The organism is [Clostridium] aerotolerans DSM 5434 (assembly GCF_000687555.1).
Taxonomy (GTDB): Bacteria; Bacillota; Clostridia; order Lachnospirales; family Lachnospiraceae; genus Lacrimispora; species Lacrimispora aerotolerans.
The window spans coordinates 152,610-177,017 of record NZ_JHWJ01000009.1 but is presented as its reverse complement, the minus strand read 5'-3'; the positions used below and the strand labels follow the sequence as shown (position 1 = coordinate 177,017).

Annotated in this window: 29 protein-coding genes; 3 read left to right on the top strand and 26 right to left on the bottom strand. The window is 45.0% G+C overall.

Annotated features, from left to right (window positions below):
• Positions 1 to 35: 35 nt before the first annotated feature.
• The 10 genes from T546_RS0113750 to T546_RS0113705 all read right to left on the bottom strand — a co-directional run bounded on the left by T546_RS0113750 (position 36) and on the right by T546_RS0113705 (position 9,413).
• The gene (locus T546_RS0113750; protein WP_026892110.1) at positions 36 to 467 is read right to left on the bottom strand and encodes an RrF2 family transcriptional regulator; all 432 of its coding nucleotides are present in this window, start codon (positions 465 to 467) and stop codon (positions 36 to 38) included.
• Between the two features lie 78 nt (positions 468 to 545).
• Entirely contained in the window at positions 546 to 1,703 is a 1,158-nt protein-coding gene (locus tag T546_RS0113745) for an ATP-binding protein (protein WP_026892109.1), read from the bottom strand.
• The gene (locus T546_RS0113740; RefSeq protein WP_026892108.1) at positions 1,696 to 2,484 is read right to left on the bottom strand and encodes a tRNA threonylcarbamoyladenosine dehydratase; all 789 of its coding nucleotides are present in this window, start codon (positions 2,482 to 2,484) and stop codon (positions 1,696 to 1,698) included. The genes T546_RS0113745 and T546_RS0113740 overlap by 8 nt, the downstream gene beginning before the upstream one ends.
• Before the next feature lie 123 nt (positions 2,485 to 2,607).
• Entirely contained in the window at positions 2,608 to 3,357 is a 750-nt protein-coding gene (locus tag T546_RS0113735) for a class I SAM-dependent methyltransferase (protein ID WP_034599296.1), read from the bottom strand.
• Positions 3,358 to 3,361: 4 nt separating this feature from the next.
• On the bottom strand, positions 3,362 to 4,102 hold the full coding sequence (locus T546_RS0113730; protein ID WP_026892106.1) for a class I SAM-dependent methyltransferase: 741 nt from the start codon (positions 4,100 to 4,102) through the stop codon (positions 3,362 to 3,364).
• Positions 4,089 to 5,678, bottom strand: a complete 1,590-nt coding sequence (locus T546_RS23585) for an ABC transporter ATP-binding protein (protein WP_051629840.1) — start codon at positions 5,676 to 5,678, stop codon at positions 4,089 to 4,091. The genes T546_RS0113730 and T546_RS23585 overlap by 14 nt, the downstream gene beginning before the upstream one ends.
• Positions 5,671 to 6,516: an ABC transporter permease gene (locus T546_RS0113720; RefSeq protein WP_156951338.1), complete on the bottom strand. Its 846-nt coding sequence runs from the start codon at positions 6,514 to 6,516 to the stop codon at positions 5,671 to 5,673. The genes T546_RS23585 and T546_RS0113720 overlap by 8 nt, the downstream gene beginning before the upstream one ends.
• The gene (gene nikB / locus T546_RS0113715) at positions 6,517 to 7,452 is read right to left on the bottom strand and encodes a nickel ABC transporter permease (protein WP_242842237.1); all 936 of its coding nucleotides are present in this window, start codon (positions 7,450 to 7,452) and stop codon (positions 6,517 to 6,519) included.
• A 3-nt stretch (positions 7,453 to 7,455) separates the two neighbouring features.
• On the bottom strand, positions 7,456 to 8,991 hold the full coding sequence (locus T546_RS0113710) for an ABC transporter substrate-binding protein (protein ID WP_034599349.1): 1,536 nt from the start codon (positions 8,989 to 8,991) through the stop codon (positions 7,456 to 7,458).
• 80 nt (positions 8,992 to 9,071) lie between these two features.
• Positions 9,072 to 9,413, bottom strand: coding sequence for a metal-sensing transcriptional repressor (locus T546_RS0113705; RefSeq protein ID WP_024836396.1), 342 nt, complete (start codon positions 9,411 to 9,413; stop codon positions 9,072 to 9,074).
• Positions 9,414 to 9,566: 153 nt separating this feature from the next.
• Here T546_RS0113705 and T546_RS0113700 point away from each other — a divergent pair, with 153 nt between their 5' ends.
• Both T546_RS0113700 and T546_RS0113695 read left to right on the top strand, forming a co-directional pair.
• Entirely contained in the window at positions 9,567 to 10,112 is a 546-nt protein-coding gene (locus T546_RS0113700) for a GNAT family N-acetyltransferase (protein ID WP_026892102.1), read from the top strand.
• 118 nt (positions 10,113 to 10,230) lie between these two features.
• Positions 10,231 to 10,602, top strand: a complete 372-nt coding sequence (locus tag T546_RS0113695) for an HsmA family protein (RefSeq protein ID WP_026892101.1) — start codon at positions 10,231 to 10,233, stop codon at positions 10,600 to 10,602.
• A gap of 53 nt (positions 10,603 to 10,655) precedes the next feature.
• On the opposite strand, the gene T546_RS0113690 is transcribed toward T546_RS0113695, so the two are convergent.
• Genes T546_RS0113690 through T546_RS0113620 form a run of 15 tightly spaced genes read right to left on the bottom strand, consistent with a single transcriptional unit; the run spans position 10,656 to position 22,201 of the window.
• Positions 10,656 to 11,273, bottom strand: a complete 618-nt coding sequence (locus T546_RS0113690; RefSeq protein WP_026892100.1) for a dihydroxyacetone kinase family protein — start codon at positions 11,271 to 11,273, stop codon at positions 10,656 to 10,658.
• Positions 11,274 to 11,311: 38 nt separating this feature from the next.
• Positions 11,312 to 12,325 carry a dihydroxyacetone kinase subunit DhaK gene (locus T546_RS0113685; RefSeq protein WP_026892099.1) on the bottom strand — a complete coding sequence of 338 codons (1,014 nt, stop codon included), beginning with the start codon at positions 12,323 to 12,325 and terminating at the stop codon, positions 11,312 to 11,314.
• Positions 12,326 to 12,347: 22 nt separating this feature from the next.
• Positions 12,348 to 13,517 carry an iron-containing alcohol dehydrogenase gene (locus T546_RS0113680; RefSeq protein ID WP_026892098.1) on the bottom strand — a complete coding sequence of 390 codons (1,170 nt, stop codon included), beginning with the start codon at positions 13,515 to 13,517 and terminating at the stop codon, positions 12,348 to 12,350.
• Positions 13,518 to 13,529: 12 nt separating this feature from the next.
• Positions 13,530 to 14,255: a CoA-transferase subunit beta gene (locus T546_RS0113675; protein WP_051629838.1), complete on the bottom strand. Its 726-nt coding sequence runs from the start codon at positions 14,253 to 14,255 to the stop codon at positions 13,530 to 13,532.
• Positions 14,252 to 15,079, bottom strand: a complete 828-nt coding sequence (locus tag T546_RS0113670) for a CoA transferase subunit A (RefSeq protein WP_026892096.1) — start codon at positions 15,077 to 15,079, stop codon at positions 14,252 to 14,254. The genes T546_RS0113675 and T546_RS0113670 overlap by 4 nt, the downstream gene beginning before the upstream one ends.
• 28 nt (positions 15,080 to 15,107) lie before the next feature.
• The gene (locus T546_RS0113665; RefSeq protein WP_026892095.1) at positions 15,108 to 16,442 is read right to left on the bottom strand and encodes a CoA-disulfide reductase; all 1,335 of its coding nucleotides are present in this window, start codon (positions 16,440 to 16,442) and stop codon (positions 15,108 to 15,110) included.
• A gap of 13 nt (positions 16,443 to 16,455) precedes the next feature.
• The gene (locus tag T546_RS23580) at positions 16,456 to 17,574 is read right to left on the bottom strand and encodes an extracellular solute-binding protein (protein ID WP_034599289.1); all 1,119 of its coding nucleotides are present in this window, start codon (positions 17,572 to 17,574) and stop codon (positions 16,456 to 16,458) included.
• A 16-nt stretch (positions 17,575 to 17,590) separates the two neighbouring features.
• A complete protein-coding gene (locus T546_RS0113655; RefSeq protein WP_026892094.1) occupies positions 17,591 to 17,851 on the bottom strand; it encodes a EutN/CcmL family microcompartment protein in 261 nt (86 codons plus the stop codon).
• Positions 17,848 to 18,504 (bottom strand): phosphate propanoyltransferase, encoded by a 657-nt coding sequence (locus T546_RS0113650; RefSeq protein ID WP_026892093.1) that lies wholly within the window; start codon positions 18,502 to 18,504, stop codon positions 17,848 to 17,850. The genes T546_RS0113655 and T546_RS0113650 overlap by 4 nt, the downstream gene beginning before the upstream one ends.
• A gap of 16 nt (positions 18,505 to 18,520) precedes the next feature.
• A complete protein-coding gene (locus tag T546_RS0113645; RefSeq protein ID WP_026892092.1) occupies positions 18,521 to 18,820 on the bottom strand; it encodes a BMC domain-containing protein in 300 nt (99 codons plus the stop codon).
• Positions 18,801 to 19,178 carry a BMC domain-containing protein gene (locus T546_RS23575; RefSeq protein WP_084326394.1) on the bottom strand — a complete coding sequence of 126 codons (378 nt, stop codon included), beginning with the start codon at positions 19,176 to 19,178 and terminating at the stop codon, positions 18,801 to 18,803. The genes T546_RS0113645 and T546_RS23575 overlap by 20 nt, the downstream gene beginning before the upstream one ends.
• A gap of 29 nt (positions 19,179 to 19,207) precedes the next feature.
• Positions 19,208 to 19,483 carry a BMC domain-containing protein gene (locus T546_RS0113635; RefSeq protein ID WP_026892091.1) on the bottom strand — a complete coding sequence of 92 codons (276 nt, stop codon included), beginning with the start codon at positions 19,481 to 19,483 and terminating at the stop codon, positions 19,208 to 19,210.
• Between the two features lie 21 nt (positions 19,484 to 19,504).
• Complete coding sequence (locus tag T546_RS0113630; RefSeq protein ID WP_026892090.1) at positions 19,505 to 19,828, bottom strand: BMC domain-containing protein; 324 nt, start codon at positions 19,826 to 19,828, stop codon at positions 19,505 to 19,507.
• Between the two features lie 14 nt (positions 19,829 to 19,842).
• The gene (locus T546_RS0113625) at positions 19,843 to 21,261 is read right to left on the bottom strand and encodes an aldehyde dehydrogenase family protein (protein ID WP_026892089.1); all 1,419 of its coding nucleotides are present in this window, start codon (positions 21,259 to 21,261) and stop codon (positions 19,843 to 19,845) included.
• Between the two features lie 10 nt (positions 21,262 to 21,271).
• Positions 21,272 to 22,201: a class II aldolase/adducin family protein gene (locus T546_RS0113620; protein ID WP_026892088.1), complete on the bottom strand. Its 930-nt coding sequence runs from the start codon at positions 22,199 to 22,201 to the stop codon at positions 21,272 to 21,274.
• Between the two features lie 268 nt (positions 22,202 to 22,469).
• On the opposite strand from T546_RS0113620, the gene T546_RS0113615 reads away from it, so the two are divergent.
• Positions 22,470 to 23,240: a DeoR/GlpR family DNA-binding transcription regulator gene (locus tag T546_RS0113615; RefSeq protein WP_026892087.1), complete on the top strand. Its 771-nt coding sequence runs from the start codon at positions 22,470 to 22,472 to the stop codon at positions 23,238 to 23,240.
• Positions 23,241 to 23,285: 45 nt separating this feature from the next.
• Here the strand turns inward: T546_RS0113615 and mtnA are convergent, their stop codons facing one another.
• Positions 23,286 to 24,398 (bottom strand): S-methyl-5-thioribose-1-phosphate isomerase, encoded by a 1,113-nt coding sequence (mtnA, locus tag T546_RS0113610; RefSeq protein ID WP_207641320.1) that lies wholly within the window; start codon positions 24,396 to 24,398, stop codon positions 23,286 to 23,288.
• Positions 24,399 to 24,408 lie beyond the last annotated feature (10 nt).

The following is a 24,408-nucleotide window of genomic DNA, read 5'->3' as shown; positions in this document are numbered from 1 at the left end:
AAGCTCAGACTCCTTGCTGTTTTTACGCTCAATGTCTATATGATGTAATTGTCGCTGTAATCACTCTTACGAACCAGATCTGCAATGGTGATTCCATCAAAGTAATCATTGATCAGTTTGTTTAACCCTTCCCACATCTCGAGGGTCTGGCAATGGGATGCCCGGTTGCAGTTATTGGCCTCCCCTTCCATGCAGGAAACAGGAGCAAGGGAGCCTTCCGTCAGTCTTAAAATGCTGCCTACCGTGTAATATTCCGGATCCTTAGCAAGTTTATAACCGCCGCCTTTTCCTCTTAAGGAAATAAGAAGGCCATTCTTGCTGAGTATGGATACGATGGATTCCAAATATTTTTCCGAAATCTCCTGGCGCTCTGCGATATCCATAAGCGTAATAAATTCTCCGTTGTTATGCTCTGCAAGGTCTATCATTAGTCTGACCGCATACCGGCCCTTTGTTGAAATTTTCATAAGATATAACCTCCTTAATCATAATTTACCACAAGGTTAGTATGTATTTCAAGTATGATTTTAAAATACGGCCTAAAATTACCTGTTTTCATCATATTCATCGAGAAAATGATGGACAGTTCCATTTTCCTTATAAGCAATTATGGTATTTAAATTCACGTTTTCCACGCTTTTAAAAATGTTGCCTTCGATATAAGGATTTACTTTTTTAAGCTCTTTAATTAAATCCTTAATTTCCACCCTTTTAGATCCGGTGTTCCCATCGGTTCTGCAGGTGGTGCAGGTGTCGGTAAAACGGCAGGCACACTGGATAAAATGAAGGCCATTATAATCTCTCCACGCCTTAATATCATCCTCCCGAATCAGATACATGGGGCGGATGAGTTCCATTCCTTCAAAATTCGTGCTGTGAAGCTTCGGCATCATGGTCTGGATCTGGCCTCCGTACATCATTCCCATGAGTATGGTCTCGATGACGTCATCATAATGATGGCCTAATGCGATCTTATTGCAGCCCAGCTCCTTGGCTTTGCTGTATAGATAGCCCCGTCTCATTCTGGCACAGAGATAGCAGGGGGATTTCTCCACATCGTAAACAGCATCGAAGATCTGGGTCTCAAACACGGTGATTGGGATGTTAAGAAGCTTTGCATTGTTTTCAATGACTTCCCGGTTCATCCCGTTATATCCTGGGTCCATAACAAGAAATACTAGCTCAAAGGGAAATTTATTATGGCGCCTTATCTCCTGGAACAGCTTGGCCATTAACATGGAATCCTTGCCGCCGGAAATACAGACTGCTATCTTATCATGTTCCTTTACAAGCTGATATTCATTGATAGCCTTAGCAAACCGGCTGAATATGTTCTTGTGAAATTTCTTTCGCAGGCTTCGTTCAATTTCATCCAGACGGACAGCGCTATCCTCTTCTTTTTCCTTCTCCATAGAGCTAATAAGCCATTTTCCATAGCCGCCCTCTAAGTTATAGGCTTCAAAGCCTTTTTCAGTCAGGTATTCTGCTGCCTCTTCGCTGATTACGCCTTTTAAGCAGTATAAAATCACTTTCTTACCAGTAGGAGGAACGTACTCTCCCTCTAAGATTTTTTCCAGATCCACTTGAATGGCTCCTGGAATAAAACCGTGATTGTATGCGGTCTGGTCCCTGACATCGATAAGCAGGCATTGATTCTCATCAAGTTCTTTCATCTGGTCCAATGACAGGCTTAAATCAGGCATCTTTATTCCTCCTCACGGAATCATCTGCCATCTTAGCCAGGTCTTTTATGACTTCTCCGGCGATGATCAGACCTGCTACAGAAGGAACAAAGGCAACACTGCCTGGGATATCCCTGCGGTCCGTGCATTTATGCTTGGCTCCCGGAGGGCAGATACAGTTTGTCCGGCAGCTGATGGACATATCCTCAATGGGTCTGGTTGGTTTCTCTTTGGAATATACCACCTTTAATTTCTTGACCCCTCTTTTTTTAAGCTCTCTTCTCATGACCTTAGCTAAGGGACACATGGTTGTCTTATAAATGTCAGCCACTTCAAAACTGGTAGGATCCAGCTTGTTTCCTGCTCCCATACAGCTGATGACCGGAACTCCGGCTTCTTTGGCCTTCATGATCAGTTCAAGCTTCGCGGTGACTGTATCCACGGCATCTACGACGTAATCATATTCTTTAAAATTAAAATCTGACGCATTTTCCGGCAGAAAGAAGCACTGATGCATCTCGACCTGAGCATCTGGATTGATTTCCAGAATTCGGTCTCTCATAACCTCTACTTTATATTTACCCACTGTTTTTCTTGTTGCGATGATCTGTCTGTTTAAATTGGTCAGACATACCTTATCATCATCTACCAGCACAAAGGAACGGACTCCGCTACGAACTAGAGCTTCCACAACGTAACCGCCCACTCCGCCAATACCAAAAACAGCAACTTTTGCTTCCATCAATTGACCCATGGCCCCTTCACCTAGGAGAAGCTGGGTTCTTGAAAACTGATTTAACAACTGATTCTACCTCTTTCTTATCAATATTATATCATTTTAGTAGGAATAAAAAACACACTTCAAGTAATTATACTTCGAAATGTGCTTTTGGGCAAATGATTTTTAATGGAGATTTGCAGAATCTTATTTTATAGCATAAATGGAAAACATGGGTGTGGAGTTATAGTTGATTTTTTCTTCATCGGACCACACCTGTTTCCACACATCAGGGTCTGATTTCACCTTTGATACGGTAAGGCTATTTAATACCTCAAGATCCCACTGGGGTCTGCACCTGCTGCTTAGGGGCAGCTTTTTAGCAATTGACTCCATAGCATCAATATCTGTGCATGTGTAATGATCCTCCACACACTGCTCTTTGACCCGCTTTCTGTCCGTTTCATAGCCTTTTCTTTTTTCATCATCAAATAAATACTGATACCAGTTCGCATCAAAGTTTAAGAGAACTCCGCCTTTCTTTAAGACTCTCAGCCATTCTCTATATGCCTTCTCTGGTTCTTTTAAATTCCAAGTCACATTTCTGCTGACAACTGCATCATATGATTCTGATTCAAGGCCTGTCTTTTCTGCGTCGGAAAGCACCCAGGTAATCCGCTCCTTTAATTCTCCTGCATTTATTTTCGCCCGATTAAGCATGGATTCTGTACAATCCACAGCTGTCACATGAAAACCGGCCTCTGCTAATATGATGGCAAAAAAACCTGGCCCGGTGCCCATATCAAGCACCTTTATGTTTTTTCTGTCTCCTGGTAAATAACGGGTGATGACGTCCAGCCATTTTTCTTTCTGGCTGGAAGAAAGCTCCTTTTCATTTACCTGGGAATATCCCATGGTTCGGTTGGTCCAGTATTTTTTATTTTCTTCCAACAACATGATTTCATTCCCCCGCTTTTTCTGCAGCGATGAGAAAGGTAGGCGCTTTCTCCCCATTCTTATCCCTCAGAATCCTGGCTCCTGCATTCCTATCGCACCTGCAATTTATATATCCGATCTCCATTAGTACCTTTAGGTCCCAATCCGGTCTTTTGCTTTGGCTGATTTCCATAGACTTTGTAATCTGGTTTGATTCTAAAAGAAGTTCCCTGGTCATGCCCATATGGGTGCCGGAGCCGACATAGTCCTTTTCTTCCTCCCCAGGGTCCAGGTTTAGGACCTCTTGTCCATAATCTGCGTCGAAGTTTAACAAAAGCCCGCCATTTTTCAAGACTCTCAGCCATTCTCCGTATGCTTTTTTAGGATCTGGTAAGGTCCAGGTCAAATTCCTGGCAACGACCACATCAAAGGTTTCATCCGGAAACTCCAGGTTCTGGGCATCCATCACCTGAAAGCTTATGGAACGTTTTAAATCCTCTGCCAGACTTTTTGCCTCATCAATCATGGCAGGAGTAAGATCAATTCCACATACTTCATGTCCCTCCATAGAGAGTAGTACCGCAAAATATCCGGCCCCAGTCCCTACATCCAATATTTTAAGGGGAGTTTTATCCGGTAAATAGGTACTAATTTCTGTCAGCCATCGCTTACTGATCTCATCTCCCAATTCCATTCTGCGTACAGCCGAAAAATCATGAGCCCGTCTGGTCCAATACTTTTTAACTCGTTCTTCAATCTGTTCCAATTAAAATGCCTCCATCTATCCTTGCAGTTTTCAGCAATTTTTTTGTATAATCCTGACTTGGATTTTTTATTAAATCTCCTGCCGCGGCAGCCTCTACGCACTCTCCCTTGCAAAGCACCATGATGGTATCACAAAAGTTGCTCACCAGCGCAAGATCATGAGAAACAAAAATGACTGCCATTCCAGTTTCCTTTACAAGCCCTTTTAATAATTCAATGATTCCATTTTGTGTGGAAACGTCCAGGGCACTTGTAATTTCATCACACAAAAGCAGCTCCGGGCCAACAGAAATCGCCCTTGCAATGGCAGCTCTCTGGCATTGGCCTCCGCTAAGCTCAAAGGGATACCGGTCAGTAAGCTCCGGGTTTAACCCTACCCTCTTTAAGAGTTCATGGATTCTTTTCTCCCTATCCTCTTTGTCTTTTACACCGCATAAGTTTTTTATGGCTTTTCCAATGGTCTGCCCAATGGTATACCTTGGATCAAAGGATTCGGCTGCATGTTGGAACACCATCTGCAGCTTGCCAAAATCAGCTCTGTTTCTCCGCTTCTCCATGATCTTATTTTTAAAAATGACCGATCCGTCCGTAGGGGAGCAAAGGCCTGCGATCATGCTGAGTAAGGTGCTCTTTCCGCTTCCGCTTTCTCCTACTACGCCAAGTATTTCTCCTGCCTTTACTTCTAACCCGATCTGGGACAGGGCCAAAAATGGCATCTTCCTTCTCTTATACTCTTTGCTCACTTCCTGAAGCTTTAATATGCTTTCAGAGCTTCTTTCTTTTATGATGTGATCAGCCGTTCTTACTTTTGGTACTGCTTCCAGCAAGGTTTTCGTATAAGGATGCTCCGGCGATTTCAGTACCTTAGAAACGGGTCCCCATTCCGCCAGCTTTCCCTCATATATGACTCCTACCTTATCTGCAATGCCTGCCAGAAGGCCGATGTTGTGGGTCACTAAAAGGATGGAGGTATTGGTATGGGACCGTACTCCTAAAAGTTCTTCCATCACATGTTCCTGTGACGCCCCGTCAAGAGCACTGGTAGGCTCATCTGCCAGAAGGAGCCGTGGATTTAACAGAATGGAGAGTGCAATGGCAATTCTCTGGTTCATACCGCCGCTCATCTCATAAGGGCAACTGTCTAAAATCTCTCTTACTCCCATTAAGTTCATGCTCTCAAACGTACGAAGAACAAGTGGTTCAAACGTTTCCTTTTGATACATCCCATGGCTTTTTAAAGTTTCTATGAACTGGCTTCTGTAGGTTCGAATGGGATTAAATGAGGCTTTAGGATTTTGAAAGATCATGCCCATCCCTCTTCCGCACAACATCTCAATCTGCTTCTTATCTCCAGCCATCATATCCAGGTCTTCAAATAAGATACGGTCCGCAGCTACCTTTAGATTAACAGGCTTTTTAGGAAACAGAGCTCGTAGCAGAGTGCTTTTCCCACACCCGCTCTCTCCCACGATTCCTATGATTTCTCCTCTGTTTACCTCAAATGATATATCCTGTAAAATGGGCTGGTTCCCATAATTTACAGACAGATTTTTTATGGACAGAACTATTTCACTCATATCCGCCTCTCCCCACTCCAAAATAATCCCTAAGGGAATCTCCAAGCAGCTGAAACAATAAAACCGTGATAAAAAGAGCGGCTCCAGGTGCCATCACAGCCCAGGGTGCCTGCTGCATATAGCCCACGGCCTCACTGATCATGGAGCCCCATTCTGCTTCCGGTACTAAAACTCCAAGACCAAGATAAGATAAGCCAGCAAAGCCAATCATTACCGATGAAATCTGAAGGGAGGCATTGACGATCAGCTCTCCAGCCATTCCTGGCAGAATGTGTTCCACCATAATTTCTACTCCAGTGCTCCCGCTTAATCTGGCCGCACTGATATATGCCTCATTTTTAAGTGCCATCACAAGCCCTCTGGAAAGCCTGGCATAGGTGGTCCAGCCAGTTAATGCAAGAGCCAGGATAGCATTTGTCATGGTTCCGCCCATAAGACCTGCAACTCCTATGGCCAATATCATCTGGGGAAATGCAAGGAAGATGTCGCAAATTCCAGTAACCACCCGGTCTAAGAATCCTCCGTAATAACCTGCCAGTACACCGAGAACTGTGCCTGTGGTCAGAGAAGCAGTCACAACCAAAAGAGCGGAAAAAACAGAAGTCCTTGTCCCCATAATAACTCTGGAAAAGATACAGCGGCCCAGCTTATCTGTCCCAAAGAAGTACTTAAGATTTGGGGCTCCCTTTCGGTATAAGGCATTGGTCTCATAGGGATCATTGGGCACCAGATGGGGGGCTAAAAGACTTATGACCACAATCATTAAAATCAATAACAGAATGAGGATCACGTTTCTTCTTATGTAATTTCTATTTTCTATACTTTTTAATTTTATCATCTATATCTCCTCCAGTCTGGGATCTAATAGATGATAACAGATATCAACAATTAAATTGATGACCACATAAATCACCGCCATTACCATGACAAAGCCCTGTATAACCGGATAGTCTCTTGCTGTAATGGCATCCATCACCAGTTTTCCCATTCCAGGCCACATGAAAATAGTCTCAATCACTACACTTCCGCCAAGGAGTGTTCCAAAGGACAGACCTGCAACGGTGAGTATCGAGATCATGGCATTCCGAAGGATATGGAAAATAAGAATATATGGCTTTAATACGCCTCTTGCCTTAGCCCCATCAATATACTCCATTCCCATCTGATTCAGCACAGATGCTCTCACTTGCCGGATCAGCCTGCAAGACAGAGGAAGGGCCAGAGTCATGGTGGGAAGAAAAAGTCCTTTGACACTGCCCTTTGCGATTACGGGAAATGCCTGGATGCGGAGGCAAAAAAAGTACATGAGCAGCACTGCTAACAAAAATCCCGGAACAGCGTTGCCTGCCAGGCAGAACCACCTCATCACCCGGTCAAATACTCCATTCTTTTTTACTCCGCAGTAAACTCCAAGTGGTATGGAAATCACCAGGGCGGAAAGAAAGGCGCAAAAAGAGAGAATGCCTGTGTATTTCATAGCCTTTATAAGCTTTCCCGCAACTGGTGTCCCGTCTTTATAGGAATTCCCCATATCCCCATGAATGAGACCGGAAAGCCAGTTGATATAACGCAGTCCCCACGGGCGGTCAAGCCCCATTTCCCTTCTCGTTTCTTCAAGGATTTCTTTTGAGACCGCCACCCCCTGGGCACTCAGCTTTTTCTGAGCCGGATCACCAGGAGCCAGGGAAAGGAGGGCAAAGGTCAGAAAGGTGATGCCAAGTAAAACCGGAATCAGCTGAAGAAATCTCCCTGATATATATTTTCTCATGCTCATATTCTAATCCATGTCCGTATCTGCATTCAGGAAGTAGAAATCAAAGGGATTGTTCTCTGCAACTTCCCTGACTCCGTTTCTGGTGACCGTAATCTTATTAAATAATGCCACGTATCCAAAGGCATTCTCGTCTATGGCTGTCTGGATGATCTGGTCTGCCAGTCTGGCCCGTTCTTTTGTATCAGCTTCTGTTTCCAGCTTTAAAATCTCTGACTGGACCTGTTCATTCTGAAAGCCACCGCAGTTATATGGCGCCCCGTCTTTTAGGGTACAGCTGATGAAATAATAGGGATCTCCTGCCTTATCTGCAATCATGCAGAACAAACCAATATCAAAGTCTCCGGTGGCGATATAAGTGCCATCCGGGTCCTCCTCACAGGTGAGCACCGCCATAATTCCTGCTTCTTTTAGCTGCTCCTGCATAAGAGCTGCCAGAGTATCAAGGCTCCTTGCGGCGTAATAAGCCAGTTTAATGGACAATACCTTTCCATCCTTTTCATAATAGCCATCGGAATTTAAGGTGTATCCGTCCTCTTCTAACAAAGCCTTGGCAGCAGTTACGTCCGGCTTTGCCTTGGTCACTTTACCATAAGGCGCCGTAGGGCTAAAAGGGCCGACGGTTTCAGAAACGGTACCATTTAAATACCCTTCGATTGCTTTTGCATCTACAGTTAAATTAATCGCTTTACGAACTGCCTCATTCTGCCGGTTTTCATTCAATATGTAAAACTGCAACCTGGTGGCTGGTATTGTGGTCAGCTTATATTTATCCGGTTCCTTTCGGTACTGCTCCGCTGCATCGGAGGTCACGCTGGTATAAGCGTCCAGTTCCCCATTTTGCATCGCCATCATGGAAGTGCCTGCCTCTGGCATGTAATAAAATACTGCACCGTCAAGTTTTGCCCTTCCGTTCCAATACTGTTCATTTCTTGCAACCTCTATGGTGCCGCCTGGTTCAAAGGAGGATACGACAAATGGGCCTGTTGCCACGAGTCCTGTCTTCATATCACCGCTGTGGTCAAGGTCCGCAATCGCGAGCTCAGGACTTGCTAAATCGTTTAGAAGCATTGGATATACTTTTTTCGTATCAATAGTAAAGGTCTTTTGATCCATCACCCCATAAGTATAGTCTTTAAAATCAGCAAATCTGGTGTTGATTTCCCCGGCTGCTTTTAAATTTCGTATTACCATATCCGGCGTCACCGGATCCCCGTTGGAAAAGCTGATGTGTTCCTTAAGCTTAATTGTCCATAGGGTACCATCTGCCTTGGCACTCTCTGCAAGGAGAGGCGTCAGGGTCGACTGGTCATTCATATAGAACAAAGTCTCCGTTACACCGTAAATGGAAGTATACCAGCCCTGGTAATCCAGGTGGGGATTTAAGGTCTGAAGGGCAAAAGATTCCGATACCCGTAGTATTTTCTTATCTGGTGCTTGTCCTGTGGAGGCAGTCCCAAAAGAATTGCTGGTGTTGCAGCCAGTCAGCGAAGCAGCCAGAAAGACAGCTGCCATAATGACAGCCATAGTTTTTTTCATCATATGCTCCCTCTCTCCATACATCATTCTGATATTCAGTATAGTAGAAACAGAGCCTCCCACACAAGCCTCCCCAGGGGATATTATTTTATAAAACGCTCAATGGCATGATTTAGATCGTCGATCGCTTTTTTGTCCCCGGATTCCACCGCATCCACAATACAATTTTCAATATGATCCTTTAAAATAACTTTCCCCGTGTTATTAAGAGCTGATATGACCGCGGAAAGCTGGATGAGAACCTCACTGCAGTCCCTTCCCTCGCTTACCATCCGTTTTACAGACTCCAGATGACCGATGGCACGGGATAAGCGGTTCTCAACTACCTTAGTGTTTTTATGGGTGTGGGTATGTCCATGGTGGCTATGAGTATACTCTGTTCCATCCTCTGATACATGGGTATGATATGTCTTGTCTTCTTCCATAATATTACCTCTCTCCTGTTCTTTTTCTATTGTACTAAAAATTACCATATTTCTCAATAACAGTTCTCATAAACTTCTTGCAAACGTATTTTACCTGTGTTATACTGCTTGTCCGCTTATGAACGTAATTCTGTAATAAAAGGAGGAATTAAAATGCAAACTACTTATGAAACAGAACAATTAATACTTCGCACCTCAGATGTCTCTATCTTAAATCCGATTCTTGATTATATTTTAAGAAATAAGGATTTTTTACAGATATGGGAACCCATAAGAAATGATGAATATTATTCAAAGGAATTTCAGGAAAAAGAATTGATTGCCGATTCCTGCAATCAGAACGCTTTAAGACTATGGATTTTCAAGAAAGAGGAACCAAATAAAGTCATTGGATGCATTGCCTTTACAGGTATCTCCAGAGGAGCATTTCAGTCATGCTTTTTAGGTTATAAGCTTGATGAAAAAGAGATCAATCATGGGTATATGACAGAAGCTTTAAGACGGGGAATACAAATTATATTTGAAGACTATGGTCTGCACCGAATTGAAGCAAATGTAATGCCACGGAATATAAGATCATTAAAAGTGACGGAAAAGCTGGGCTTTGTTAATGAAGGACTGTCACGCCGGTATTTAAAGATCAATGGTGTTTGGGAAGATCATATTCATATGGTATTATTAAATGACGATCTGGATTAAAATAAAGAATGGAATGGTCCGTATATAATTTATATATGGAAAGAAACTATATAGTATAGATGAAACCAGCAATTATTATCTATCATATCATGTCAATATACGGAAAGGAGATCCATCTATGTTACCATATGCGGTTATCACAATTACTCTTGCTCTTCTGTTATATACCACTGGCGTTTTGGCAGAAAAGAAACAAGGGGAGCTAAAAAAATGGCACCTGGTCATCTTCTGGTTGGGATTCGTCTTTGATACCGTAGGTACTACACTGATGAGAACCTTAGCTTCCGGGGAATTCCGTCTTAATTTTCATGGAGTGACTGGTATGCTGGCCATTATTATCATGTTCTTTCATGCCGTATGGGCAACTGTGGTGCTGATGAGCCATCAGGAAAAGATGATGAAGAATTTTCATAAATTCAGCCTTGTGGCATGGTTCATCTGGCTCATTCCCTTTGTATCGGGAATGATGTTTGCTATGGTAAACAGGTGAAAATAGAAAAGAGCAGAGCATGTTTTTTAATGCTCTGCTCTTTTTTTTAGGAATCAGATTCCTGCGGCAGCCTTCATAATAAGGGCAGCCACTGCGGCCCCAGGATCTTTTAGGGGACGTGATGCCTCTCCTCTGGTCGCTGCCCTGCCATGAATCGCCAGCATGGTTGCAGTATGTTCAAATCCTTCAAAGGCTTTTTTAGCAGCTTCCTTTAATGCCTCCTCCAGATGATTGCCGGAATCCAGCATTTCTCTAAGTACCGTTACACCTGGGTGAAATCCATCCAGAAACGTTTTTTCTCCTATTTTGGCCTTTCCTAAATCAGCTACGCCCTCTTCATACGCTTCAAACAAGAGGCAGACCTCTGTATCCGAAAGCTGGGTCTTTCCTTTTAGGGCTTTCCCTGCACGCATAAGGCCTGCTGCCATTAACGTTCCCATGGTAGATGGGACTTTATTTCCCATAGCCTTACCGGCTTTGTAAAGCAGCTTTCCAAGATCCGGTTCCGCTCCATCGGATACTGCTTCATAAGCTGCCAAAAATCCATCGGACATGGTAAGGCCTAAATCACTATCCCCTACTACACCATCAAGCTCTATTAAATAATTTCGGTTTTCATTCATTATGTTACTGATTCTAAAAAGCATGTCTATTAGTTCCTGCTGGTTCATATTACGCTCCCATCCGCCGCAGTGAGCGGCCTGTCAGTTCACACGTTTCCCTGTTTGAAAAATGGCGTATCCGCCGGGGCATCCAAATAACCCTTCAGCTCCTCGTCTATTTTTAACAGAGAAATGGATAAACCAGCCATCTCTATAGAAGTAACATATTCCCCAACATAATAACGATAAACTGAAATGCCTTTTTCTTTCAGTATCTGATGTACCTTTCTTGTAACAATATACTGTTCATCCAGTGGTGTGGCTCCCAGACCGTTTACAAGAACCGCGGCGGCTTCTCCTGGCTCATAAGGGATATCCTTAAGAATCTTTTCCAGCATCTCTGTTGTTATTTCGTCTGCAGATTCCAGCTTTCCCCGTCTGATTCCAGATTCTCCATGAATACCCATACCGATTTCCATCTCATCATCAGCGATTTCAAAGCCAGGATGGCCCACTCTGGGAACTGTGCAGGGAGTGAGGGCAACTCCCATGGTTCTCACAAAAGAGGCAGCTTTTTCTGCAATTCTCTTTACCTCAGAAAGATCTTTTCCTGCTGCCGCAGCTGCTCCAGCGCACTTATAGACAAAAAAGATTCCAGCCACTCCTCTTCTGGTATTTTTCTCTCCTGGGGCTGCTGCCGGAGAGGCCACATCTTCTCCGGCAACCACTGACTCCACATGGATTCCTTCCTCCATGTCCGCCATCTCTGCTGCCATATCAAAGTTAAAGATATCTCCATTATAATTTCCATAGATATAAAGAACCCCAGCCCCGGAATCAATCCTTTTTGTTATTTCAAGCATTTGTTCTGCGCTTGGAGACTGGAAGACATCGCCTACAGAACAGCCGTCTAACATTCCCTTTCCTACATATCCTAAAAACAAAGGCAGATGCCCGGAGCCACCGCCTGTGGCAATTCCCACCTTTCCCTCTACCTTATTTGTTGTGATGAGACAGCGCAGGTCTTGTCCTGCATATGTAACATAATCGGGGTGAGCGATATAGATTCCTTCCAGCATTTCATTTACATAGTTTTCCGGTTCATTCATTAACTTTTTCATGTTACCCCTCTCCTTTTCCTGATCAAACTCCGCCATAGGCTTTTTTATATACTTCGGCTACCTCATCTACCGTAGGTCTGAAAGGATTGTCAGCCATGCAGGCATCAAGCATTGCCCCTTCTGCCAGCTCATAAAATGTCCCCGGGTCCACAGAAAGGTCCTTCAACCGTTCTGCCAGTCCGATTCTTCTTGACAGCCGCCTGATAAAGGCTACCGTTTCCCTTACGGCAGCTTCTCCTGTCATGGTTTCTGCTCCTGTAAGCCCTAGTCCCTTTGCTACCTTCTGATACCTTCTTGCAGCCTCCCCATCTCTTCCATTAAACTCCATGACATAAGGAAGCAAGACTGCATTGCAAATACCGTGAGGAAGGTTAAAGCGTCCTCCAAGGGAATGAGCCATTGCATGAACCATACCTAGACCGGCGTTTGAAAAAGCCATGCCCGCACTGTATTCAGCGTACGCCATCATCTCCCTGGCCCTTTCATTGCTGCCGTCTTTTACTGCTTCCGGAAGATAAGCACCGATTACCTCCATAGCCCAAAGTGCATCCTTATCTGTAAAGGGAGTGGCCCTTTTTGATACCGCAGCTTCAATGGCATGAGTCATAGCGTCCATGCCGGTGGAGGCTGTCAGCCCTTTTGGCATGCCCATCATGAAATCAATATCGTTGATAGCAATGCTCACCATACAGTTAGGATCCACCATGCACATCTTTACGTGTTTATCCGGATTGGTGACGATATAAAAGGAAGTCACCTCGGATCCGGTTCCTGCTGTTGTATTTACTGCCACCACAGGAAGTCCCGGATTTTGAGACCGGTTCACTCCTTCAAATTCCTCAATCCTGCCGCCATTTGTCAGTACTATGCTTACTGCCTTTGCCGTATCAATGGCGGACCCGCCTCCAACAGCTACCAGTAAATCAACCTCCAGCGCTTTTGCTGCCTGCAGACATTCATTCACGGTATCTACGGAAGGATTTGGCTGCACCTGATAATAGATTGCATATTCCATGTTTGCTTTTAGCAGATAAGAGCCTACCTTGTCCCCTGCCCCGCTTTCAAACAGATAAGAATCTGTAACAATAAGCCCCCGCTTAAATCCTCGTTTTTTAAGTTCCTCCGGGAGAAGGCCAATCGAGCCTCTTCCAAAAAAACTGGTTCCTACTGCATTTATCCTGACATGCCCCATGGTATGTTCTCCCTAGAATTCTATATTTCTGAAATCACCCGGATCAATGCGCCTCAATGCTAAAAGCTCTTCCTTGGTAGGAATTGGCGTGTACGCAATCCTGATATATTGAATGGGAAACCCGGTGTTTTCCTCCACTTCTTTCAGACTGGAGGTCTCATGAATGGTATCCAGCACCATTTCCCCATGTTCCATTTTAAAGATACAAAAGGGTGTAATGATTCGGTCCACATTCCCTTTGGTGGTTACAAAATCCACCTGAGGAACAAAAGTACGCTTATCATGCTTTGTCCTCCAGATGATGGCCTTCTTAGCTGTGGGAATCAGTACAGCACTTCCTGCCCCTCCCGGAAGCCTTACTTTTGGTCTCTGGTAATCTCCAATGACAGAAGCATTTACATTGCCATGAACATCAAACTGGACACCGCTTAGGAATGCCACATCAAGGCCGCCTCTCATGGACAAATCAAAGACCTCCATCAGGGAAAAGGAGGACCTGGCTCCTTCTAAAAGTTCCGGGCCTGCGCTGGTATATTTCTTTAGCCTTCTGGGAGACGGATCAGTACCCCCTGGAATGTTTAAATGTACAGCATTCGGCGCATAAAGTGCCTTGGCAAGGAGCACAGCAATCATTGGCATGTGGGAAGATACTCCATGAAATACCTTATCCCCATCCTGAATCATTCGTGCCATGGCACAGACCATGGTATCACAAACCCGGCTTCTTTTTTCCATCATGCTCTGCCTCCATATCCTTTGTAATCCCCTTGCTCCAAAGCCTCAAGATAGGTACGAAGACCTTCTTTATCTTTCAGTGCCTTAAAGCTGCTGATGCCAGTTCTGTCAATGTCATAGCATCCCGGACAGGAACCGGGGGCAGCACCCCTGGGCGCCCGAACCACCGCTTCCACCAGAAAATGAGGAATGTCCGCCTTTTTCGTTCCGTGTAAAAACACAGAGCCAGAAACAATCTTCTCCGCCGTAAGTATTACCTTCTTAGACGCTCGTGACAGTAAGACATCCTCAAATAAAGGTCCTGTAATTCTTGCATTCCCTTCCTCATCAGCTTCCTGAACATGAATGATTGCTACATCTGGACAGATAGCTTTTACAACAGTGACCATTTCATCAGTAAAGGGATCTAAAATACGGGTAAAATAATCATTTGCCTCGATTAAATCACTGACGGAAAGTCCTTTGACTGGCATAAATCCGATGCCGTAGCTGGCCGCCCGAAGTGCAGAGATCACCGTATAGCAGGCATGCTCATTCCCCTTAATAAGACCGGACTCTACTGCCCTTCTGTAATGTCCGGCCAGGGAAAACTCTGTTTCATAGCTGATAAATCCGGCATCTACACTGGTCACGCAATCTCCAAAGCAGAGCATATCAACGTCCATTGCTCCGGCAGTCTTAACCAGCTTTAGATCCCGTTTCTTCTGGCGCACCAGTTCCCGAACCAGTGCCATAGGCGCCCGGTGCAGCACATTCCCCCCAATCCCAAGAATGTCGCCGTCATGGATCCGGACCCCCGCCTCCTGCAATGAAATGACTTTGCTCATACCTTGCCTCCATTTCTTTTTCTACCAGTTATTTTGCCGCATTGCAGGCAATCTGAATGGCATCCCATACCCCGGCAAATGGAGGTGCATAGATTAGATCCGTCATTCCAAGCTCTGCTGTTGTCATTTTGGCGTGAATGGCTACAGCAAACACATCCACTCGAAGAACTGCCCCTTTTTCCCCGCAGGTCTGAGCTCCCAGGAGCCGCTTGGTACCATTTTCGTAAATCAGCTTAATGGTGATGGGAGTAGGGTCTGGATAATATGCAGGATGATCGTTAGCCTTTACTAACACGGTCTTATAATCCACCTTTAAGCGTCTGGCATCTTCTTCTCCCATGCCGGTGCGTCCAAGTTCCAGATTGCATACCTTAATAGCAGCAGAACCTAGTGCTCCTATGAATGCTTCATGACCGCCTGCTATATTGGTTCCTGCGATCCTGCCGCATTTGTTTGCTACGGTTCCAAGGGCTTGATAGGAGTCTTCTTCCATTATTTCATTGTAAACAAGAATGCAGTCTCCTGCTGCATAAATGTCTGGTATGGAGGTTCTCATCTCCCTATCAACCATCAGAGCCCCGTTCTTTCCCATCTTGATTCCGGTCCCTTTTAAGAATCCGGTGCTGGGCCGGATGCCTGCGGCTACCACCACAAGATCAGCCTCATATAAGGCTTTATCCGTTTTCACATGACTGACATAAAGTCCGTCTCCTTGAAAGGCTTCCACCCGCTCTCCGGTATGAAGCATAACTCCCTGTAACTTAAGCTCTTCCTGGGCTAAGACTCCTATATCCTCATCAAAAGGTGCAAGGATTCTGGAAGCCGTTTCAATCATACGGACATTCTTTCCCATATGCAGAAACGCTTCGGCACATTCCACACCAATATAGCCACCCCCAACAATGACCACATTTTTCACCTTTTCCATCTTCCCGAATTCTTTTAAAAAGATTCCGTCCTCCAAGCTTTTTAATGGGTGAATCCCTAAAAGGTCTTTGCCCGGAAACGGGGGCATCACCGCATCTGCTCCCACAGCGATCATAAGCTTATCATACGTATCTGTAAATTCTCTTCCGCTCTCTAAATCCTTAACAGCTACCTGCTTTTTTTCTGGATTCACGGAGGTTGCCTCATGTCTTAAATAGGTTTGGATCCCCATTGCTTCAAAGGCCTCCCGGGTGCGGGCGATCATCTTGCGATAGTCATCATTATAACCTCCCACGTAGTAAGGCAGCCCACACGCCCCATAAGAAAGGAATCCTCCCTTTTCATAAACAGTAATCTGGGTCTCGGCACTCAGTCTGCGGATTTTAGATGCGGCACTCATTCCTGCCGCTACTCCTCCTATTATTACAACCTTCATAATTTCTCCCTTATCATATTATGGCGTCTATCTCCTGCCTGGCTGCTTCCATTGCTTCTGTCACTGTCTTTCTGCCGATAAAGGCCTGATAAATATTCTTGTATAGAATCCCGTTTTTCTCACCGGACCGATGAATGGATGGAAGGGGTTTGGCTAAATCCATCATCTGTTTCTGCACAGGGAACCAGGGACAGGCAGCAACACCTGTCACATAGCTTGAACCCTTAACTGGCGCACCGCTTTTTCTTCCAACGGCCTTGTCTACCGCACTGGATCGAAGATATCTTAAGCATGCATTGGCCGCATCCTTTTGTCTGCATCCGGAACTAATGGCGAAGGACCAGGTCACATTCCATGGAGCCGTAAAGGTGCTAAAGCCAAGATCGTCCGGTTCTACACAGCCTTCCTCCATGATCACACCCAGCTGCCCGCTCCAGGTAACAGCCATGGCCGCTTTATTTTCCCGGATGGCATCTGCAATCTCCTCGTTTCCAAAGTGCTCTGTTCCTTCCATGGCAAAGTCCTTTAAATCTAAATAAGCCTGAAGTCCTTCGATTACGTTCTTACTGTCACAAACCGGCTGACCATCTTCCCCATATACATCGTCTCCATTCATGCGCAGGAAGGGTAGTGCGTCTGTAAATATTTCAGATTCGTGTGCCTTCATGGCCACCAGACGCTTTCCGGTTACGTCGTTAAGTGACTTAGCCACTTGAAGATATTCCAATGGTGTGATCACAGGCTCTAATTCTTTTCCCATGATCTGAGAAATAATACTTTTACGGTATACAATCATATGACCATCACAAAAGGAAGGTGATAAATATGCTTTGCCCTGATACCTCATCTCTTTTGCAATGACTGGCAGAATATCCTCTTCTTCAAAGTCGATTTCACTGAGAGTTCCATTCTCCACAAAATCCCTAAGCCACAGATGACCAGCCACCATAACGATATCATACTCTGTTTTCCCCGTAAATACTTCCATTAGTTCAGCATAATAATCTGCCCAGGGGATGGTATGAAACACCACTTTTTGCTGGCAATCATGAAAGATACCCAACTCCTTATCCAAATACCCCTTGACCGCCGGGTCGTCCACAGCCAGAACCCGCAGCACATCCTGTCCCATACGATTCCCTCTTTCTTTACTTTCCCATCTGAGGCGGAGCATCTACAATTCCTACCACATAGGCATCCACTGGTGCCGAACGGTCCAGGGCATACTGGGTGGTATTGTCTGTGGTTACTAAAACCAATTCTCCGATTCCTGCTCCCATGGTATCAGCTGCCACAAATATATTATCTTTTCCCCCATAGTAAGGCTCTACTAAAAGGAGTTTAAATCCCACCAGATTCCTGCATTTTCTTGTGGAAACTACAGTTCCCATAATTGTTCCTAATATCACCGGGTATTTTCCTTTCTAATGGTCACCCATTCTCCCTGTTCTAATTGAAAGGCATTGGCATCGTCAATGTCTACATGAAAATCCAACCGGCTCTCTCCGGTAATCCGGATAAGCACCTGATCAAGAACACCACCCCTTGGCCCCTTTACAAACACACTTACCCGTTCCCCATCCCTTACACCAAACCATTTGGCATCCTCTGGTGTCATATGTATGTGGCGGTCTGCAATGATGGTCCCTTCCTCTAAAAGAACTTCTCCCTTAGGCCCCTTAAGAAGAACAGAAGGAGTTCCCTTTAAATCACCTGAGGTTCTGACTGGAGGACGTATTCCAAGCTTTCTGCAGTCGCTTAGAGCCACCTCTACCTGACTTTCTTTTCTTTCCGGCCCCAGAATCCGAACCTTTGAAAGGTCTCCCAGAGGTCCGCAGACCGCAATCTGCTCCTTACAGGCAAACTGTCCTGGCTGGCTTAGTGCCTTATAAGGGGTGAGCTGGTAACCAGTACCGAACAGTTTTTCCACATGTTCTCTCGTCAGATGCACATGTCTGGCTGATATTCCTACGGGGACCTGATAGGGATCTTTTTGCAGGCGTTCCCATTGCTCCATGACCATTCCGGTTATTTTCTCAATTAGCTCTTCCCTGCATTCCATTGGTTTTTCTATTCCTTTACTTTATAAATGGAAGGATTCCTCCCACTGAATTATGAGGTCTTGGAATTACATGGACTGCTACCAGTTCCCCTACTCTGGAGGCTGCTTCCTCTCCTGCCTCTACGGCTGCCTTTACGGCTCCCACATCGCCCTGAACCATTACAGTCACTAATCCAGAACCAATCTTTTCTGTTCCAACCATCTCTACATCTGCTGCCTTAAGCATGGCATCCGCCGCCTCAATGGAAGCTGTTAAACCTCTTGTCTCAACCATTCCAAGTGCAAGCATACCCTTTTTATTTACTGTCTCCGCCATTTGCTATTCCTCCTTCTTCTCCTGATACCTCTGTTATAATTTCCTCATTCTTCTCTGTTTCATGGATCTCTATCATGTTAAGCAGCTTCCATATTTCCGGATGGGGATTGCTGATGGAGACGGCTACCTTTATGTTTTCCTCTCCCACCATACGTCCCGATTCTCTGGCCGCTCCCATGGCAGCATCTACTGCGGAAGTTTCCCCCGCCAGTACGGTATGGCACATTTTACCTCCCAGCTTTTTATGACAGCTTACAATTTCCACTTCAGCTGCTTTCAGAGCCTGATCGACCACTACCACGGTATTGGCATAATAGGTGGTCTCAAGAACCCCTATGGCATTTCCCCTCCCTTTCATGACATCCCACCTCTTTCATCAGACTGTTTTTATTTTACCCTTGGCAAAATCTTTTCAATATCCTGATGTGGTCTTGGGATGACATGAACGGCTACCAATTCCCCAATTCTTGACGCCGCTTCCTGTCCCGCTTCGGTCGCGGCCTTTACAGCGCCCACCTCTCCGGTCACAATGACAGTCACAAGACCAGAACCAATCTTTTCCGTTCCAACCAGTTCCACATCTGCTGCCTTTAACATTGCATCTGCCGCTTCCATGGAAGCAGTCAGTCCTCTTGTTTCGATCAAACCTATTGTAGATGCCATATTCTATTACCTCCTCTATAATTATATCGTATCGTCTGTGAATGATATTTTAGAAATTCGTGCCAAAGCCTTTGTTCCCTCGTATGGTTTTTCAATGATTTCCACCAGAACCTCAGAAGGACTGTTAAGGGTCAAAGCAGCCTGCCTTGCAGCTTTACATGCCTCCTTTACATCATCCACTCTGCCTTCAAATTTCACCTGAGCCGTAAGAGGAATGAATGCCGTGGCATCCTTGGGATTAATGGTATCAATGCCGATGATCTTCACATCTGCTGCCTTACACGCTTTATCCATAGCGTACAAAACCGCTCCATAACCTGCACACTCTAAGAAACCAATTGCCATATGTAGCGTCCTCCCTAGATAATCCGTAACCCGCCTTCTGCCAGCATACATCTGCGCCTTCTGGTAAAGCTTCTGGCACTGGTAAGACCTTCCCCAGTGGGCCCTGCAATGGTCATGGTGGTATGTCCTTCTCCACCGATTCCTACCCCTTTTAATGTAGCTCCATTCTTTGTAAAGATGGTGGTCTCTATCTCCTTTGCAAACTTCGTCATGTTGTCTACATTCCGGGAAAAGATGGAGGCAGTGTGCCGGTTGCCCGACTCTGCATCTTTGGCACTCTTTACACATTCTTCAAAGGTTTTTAATCTTACAATAGGAAGAATGGGCATCAGCTGTTCCACCATTACGAATGGATGGGCTTTATCTGTCTCGCAGATTAAAAGGCGGACCTCTTTATTCTGAACTCCAATGGCTTCCAGAAACAGGCCTGCATCCTTTCCGACCCAGGACTTGTTCACCTCATAGCTCCCATCTTTTGTTGTCATGGCAAATGTCATAATATCATTTAACTGATCTGTTTGAAGAAGATAAGCACCTTCCTGCTGAAGCTGCCAAATCAGCTCATCTGCTGCAGACTCCATTACAAAAACTTCCTTTTCCGCAAGGCACAAAAGATTGTTATCAAAAGAAGCTCCTAGGTAGATCTCTCTTGCAGCCAGCGCAATATCCGCCGTATCATCTACGATAACCGGGGGATTTCCGGCTCCTGCGCCAATTGTCTTTTTTCCAGACCGCAAAAGAGCATTTACCATTCCCATTCCGCCAGTCCCCACCATCAGGCGGATTCTAGGGTCCTCTGTCATTCGGTTCACTGCTTCCATGGTCGGTTCTTTCTGCATGGTAATGAGATTTGCCGGTCCTCCATTTTCTACAATGGTCCCATTTATTAGCTTAAGACAATGGGCACAGCAGTTTTTTGCGCCTGGATGTACGTTAAATACTACGGAATTACCTCCGGCAATCATACTGATGGTGTTATTGATTAAGGTTTCTGTTGGATTGGTGGAAGGAGTAATTGCTCCGATTACCCCAAAGGGAGCATACTCTTCAATCATAAGCCCACCGTCACCAGATATGGCCTCTGTAATCAGGCATTCTACACCAGGTGTTTTATCAATTACCGCAAGATGCTTCTGTATCTTATCTTCCTTTCGTCCCATGCCAGTCTCTTCTTGCACCAAACCAGCCAGTGATTCTGCATGGTTTCTGGCCATAGACCGAATCGCTTCAATAATTCTTCTCCTGTCTTCCACCTTATAATCATTCACCCATTGACGCTGTGCGGCATCTGCCGCCCAAATGGCATCCTCTACCTGCTCAAATACCCCGTGATCACCCTGAGCCGGAATAAAAGCGGCAGGTGGATTGTTCCAATTAATTCCTGCAAGAACTTCCCTTACAATCAACTCAATTTCTTTCGCCCCAATATCCATATGTATCCTCCTAGTTCAGTTGCTCTGTCACCCGTCTTACTACTTCCGCTATGATTTCCTCCTTTACCTTGCTCAAATGCTCTGGTTCTACTTTTTCCACTCTTGTTTCTGTATTGTGGCTGTCTCCTGGCCTTACAATAGGGGTTACTCCCTTTAAGGTCTGGTTATTCGAATGGACCAGGGTCACCGGCTTGGAAGGACGGATATCCGACGAGGAAACGATGTCTTTCATATTCGTCTCCTGTACAGAACAAGGCGGAATCCCTCCTGCCGTTATCCCAAGCTTTTGCCGTATATCAAGAAGCTTATCTACCTGATCACAGGAAAGAACGTTCTGGCGCCCTATGATATTTCCTGTGTACATTAAAATCGTGGCATAATACTCAATGGATTCCAGTCTGTAAAATGCCTGATAGATATCCTTTCCCCAGGTAAGCGCTCCATGGTTTGCAAGGAGCACTCCATTATGGGTGTTTACAAAAGGTGCTATGGATTCCGGCACCTCATCGGTTCCTGGTGTGGCATATCTGGCAATTGGAATGGAGCCAAGCCCTAAGACTGCCTCCGTTAAGATTGCTGCATCCAGATTAATGCCTGCGATGGCAAAGCTGGTGGCCACCAGGGGATGGGCGTGTGTTACTGCCTGTACCTCGGGATTCTCCTGGTAGACCCTCAGATGCATCTTCACTTCGGAGGAGGGCCTGTATTTTCCCATAAGCACTTTGCCGCTTAAATCCATTTTTACAAGCATTTCCTGTTTCATAAATCCCTTTGATACTCCGGTGGGCGTAGTCCAGATGGTGTTTGGTCCTACCTTACAGCTGATATTCCCATCATTGGAGGCAACAAAGCCCCGTTCATACATCCGCCTTCCGATATCAAGGATTGACTTTTTAGCCTCAAAATCAGACATGTACCTGACACCTTGAACTGTCATCATAAAAATCCCTCCAAAATCCAAACAACCACTCGTTTATCTTGTCTGAACTCTTCTTATTTATACTGTATTTTTACCATTATTATGTTTGTTTGTCAACACATTATGTTGTTTTGTATTTGTTTTTACTGTTTTGTTTTTATTTTTATCTTCTTACCTTTACAATCAGTCAAAAAAATATTACAATATGCTTATATGTAACTTGTTTTTTATTGTTTCATATTGTATTTTATTTATATATAAATATCCTTATTAAGAAAGGAACATGCCAATGTTAGCAGTAACAAGAAAAGCCAAAATAAAAGATATTATTTTGGAAAAGAAAAGTGTTACAGTCACCGAACTTTCCAAGATATTCTCCGTAACCGAGGAGACCATTCGCCGGGATTTAAAACAGCTGGAGGATGATGGTTTCTTAACTAGAACATACGGCGGCGCATTCATACAGGACGGGGTTGAGAATAACGTCGATTTAACAATACGGGAAACCGCATACATGGAAAGCAAAGTAGCAATTGCAAAAAAATGCTTATCAGTCATACACAACGGAGATTCTATTTTTTTAGATGCCTCTACCACAGCCCTCCAGATTGCCAGGGAGCTGCAGGGAATGCGCCTTACCGTTGTTACAAACTCCTTGCTGATCATCAATGAACTGCAGGACAAAGAAGATATCCGCCTCATTTCCATAGGAGGTTCCTATACACCAAGAGATAAGGCTTTTGTGGGAAGTACAGCCCTCCGTAACCTGGAATCTTTTTTTGTAGACAAGACCTTTATGTCATGCAGAAGTGTATCCATGGAGCACGGCATTACGGATTCCAACGAGGCAATTGCTTCTATCCGCCAGACCTTGATCACACGCAGCAATCACATCTATCTGGTGGCAGATCATTCTAAGTTTGACAAGACTTCTTTTATCCGGATCTCCGGCTTTGATGCAATAACAGGATTAATTACGGATAAACAGTTAGACGACCAGTGGCTGGATTATCTTTTAAAGAATGATGTTGAACTTTTAAAAACAGACGAGTCGTTATAAATGAACAAGAGGATGTCTCTTTCACCGAGACATCCTCTTTGTATCTTATGCTTCCTTTTCTTTTGCTTTGAGGGTCTCTTCCTTTTTTCTAAATATTTCTTTTAAAGACTCATTGTATGGCGCCCGGGCAATACCGTATTCCGTGACAATGCCGGCAATGAGATCATGATCTGTCACATCAAAAGCAGGATTAAACACCTTTACCCCCTCTGGAGCCATTGGTTTTTCATACCACATTTCTACCACCTCACTGGCAGGGCGTTCCTCGATGTGAATGTCCTCTCCGGACAAGGTGGAAAGATCTATGGTTGAGGTAGGGGCACAGATATACATGGGTATACCATACCGTTTCGCGGCAAGGGCAACCATGGATGTACCGATTTTATTCGCAGTATCACCATTGGCTGCCACTCGGTCACAGCCTACAAACACAGCATTGACCCAGCCCTTTCTCATAACACTGGCCGACATATTGTCACAGATGACGGTCACATCAAGGCCGGATTCCTTTAGTTCAAAGGATGTCAGTCTCGCTCCCTGAAGCAGAGGTCTTGTTTCATCAGAAAAGATACGGAAATGATAGCCTCTCTCCTGCCCTAGATACATAGGGGCTGTTGCTGTTCCATACTTCACCGTTGCCAGCTGTCCGGCGTTGCAGTGAGTCAAAAGACCATCTCCCGGCTTCACCAGGCTAAGGCCGTACTCTCCAATGGTCTTACAGACCCAGATATCCTCTTCCCTGATTTCCACCGCTTCCTTATGAAGAAGCTCTACGATCTCTGTTACTTTCTTTTCTTTGTTCTTAAGCACGATTCCTTCCATCCGCCTTAATGCCCAGGATAAATTAACCGCAGTGGGGCGGGCAGAATCAAGATAATCCTTTGCTTTTTGAAATGCCTGATAAAACTCAGTATATTCAGAGGCTTCGATTTCTCTCGCCGCAAGATAGATACCAATGGCAGCCGCTACTCCAATGGCAGGAGCCCCTCTCACCTGGAGTAAGTAAATGGCATTCCAGATTTCCTCCTGTTTTGTAAGAGAAAGGATCTCCGTCCGGTACGGAAGCTGGGTCTGGTCTATGATAACAAGGGCGTGGTTCATTTCATCTAACGCTACGGTATCATAATCCAGAATGGTTTTCTTTTTTTCTTCGATCATGTTTGCTACC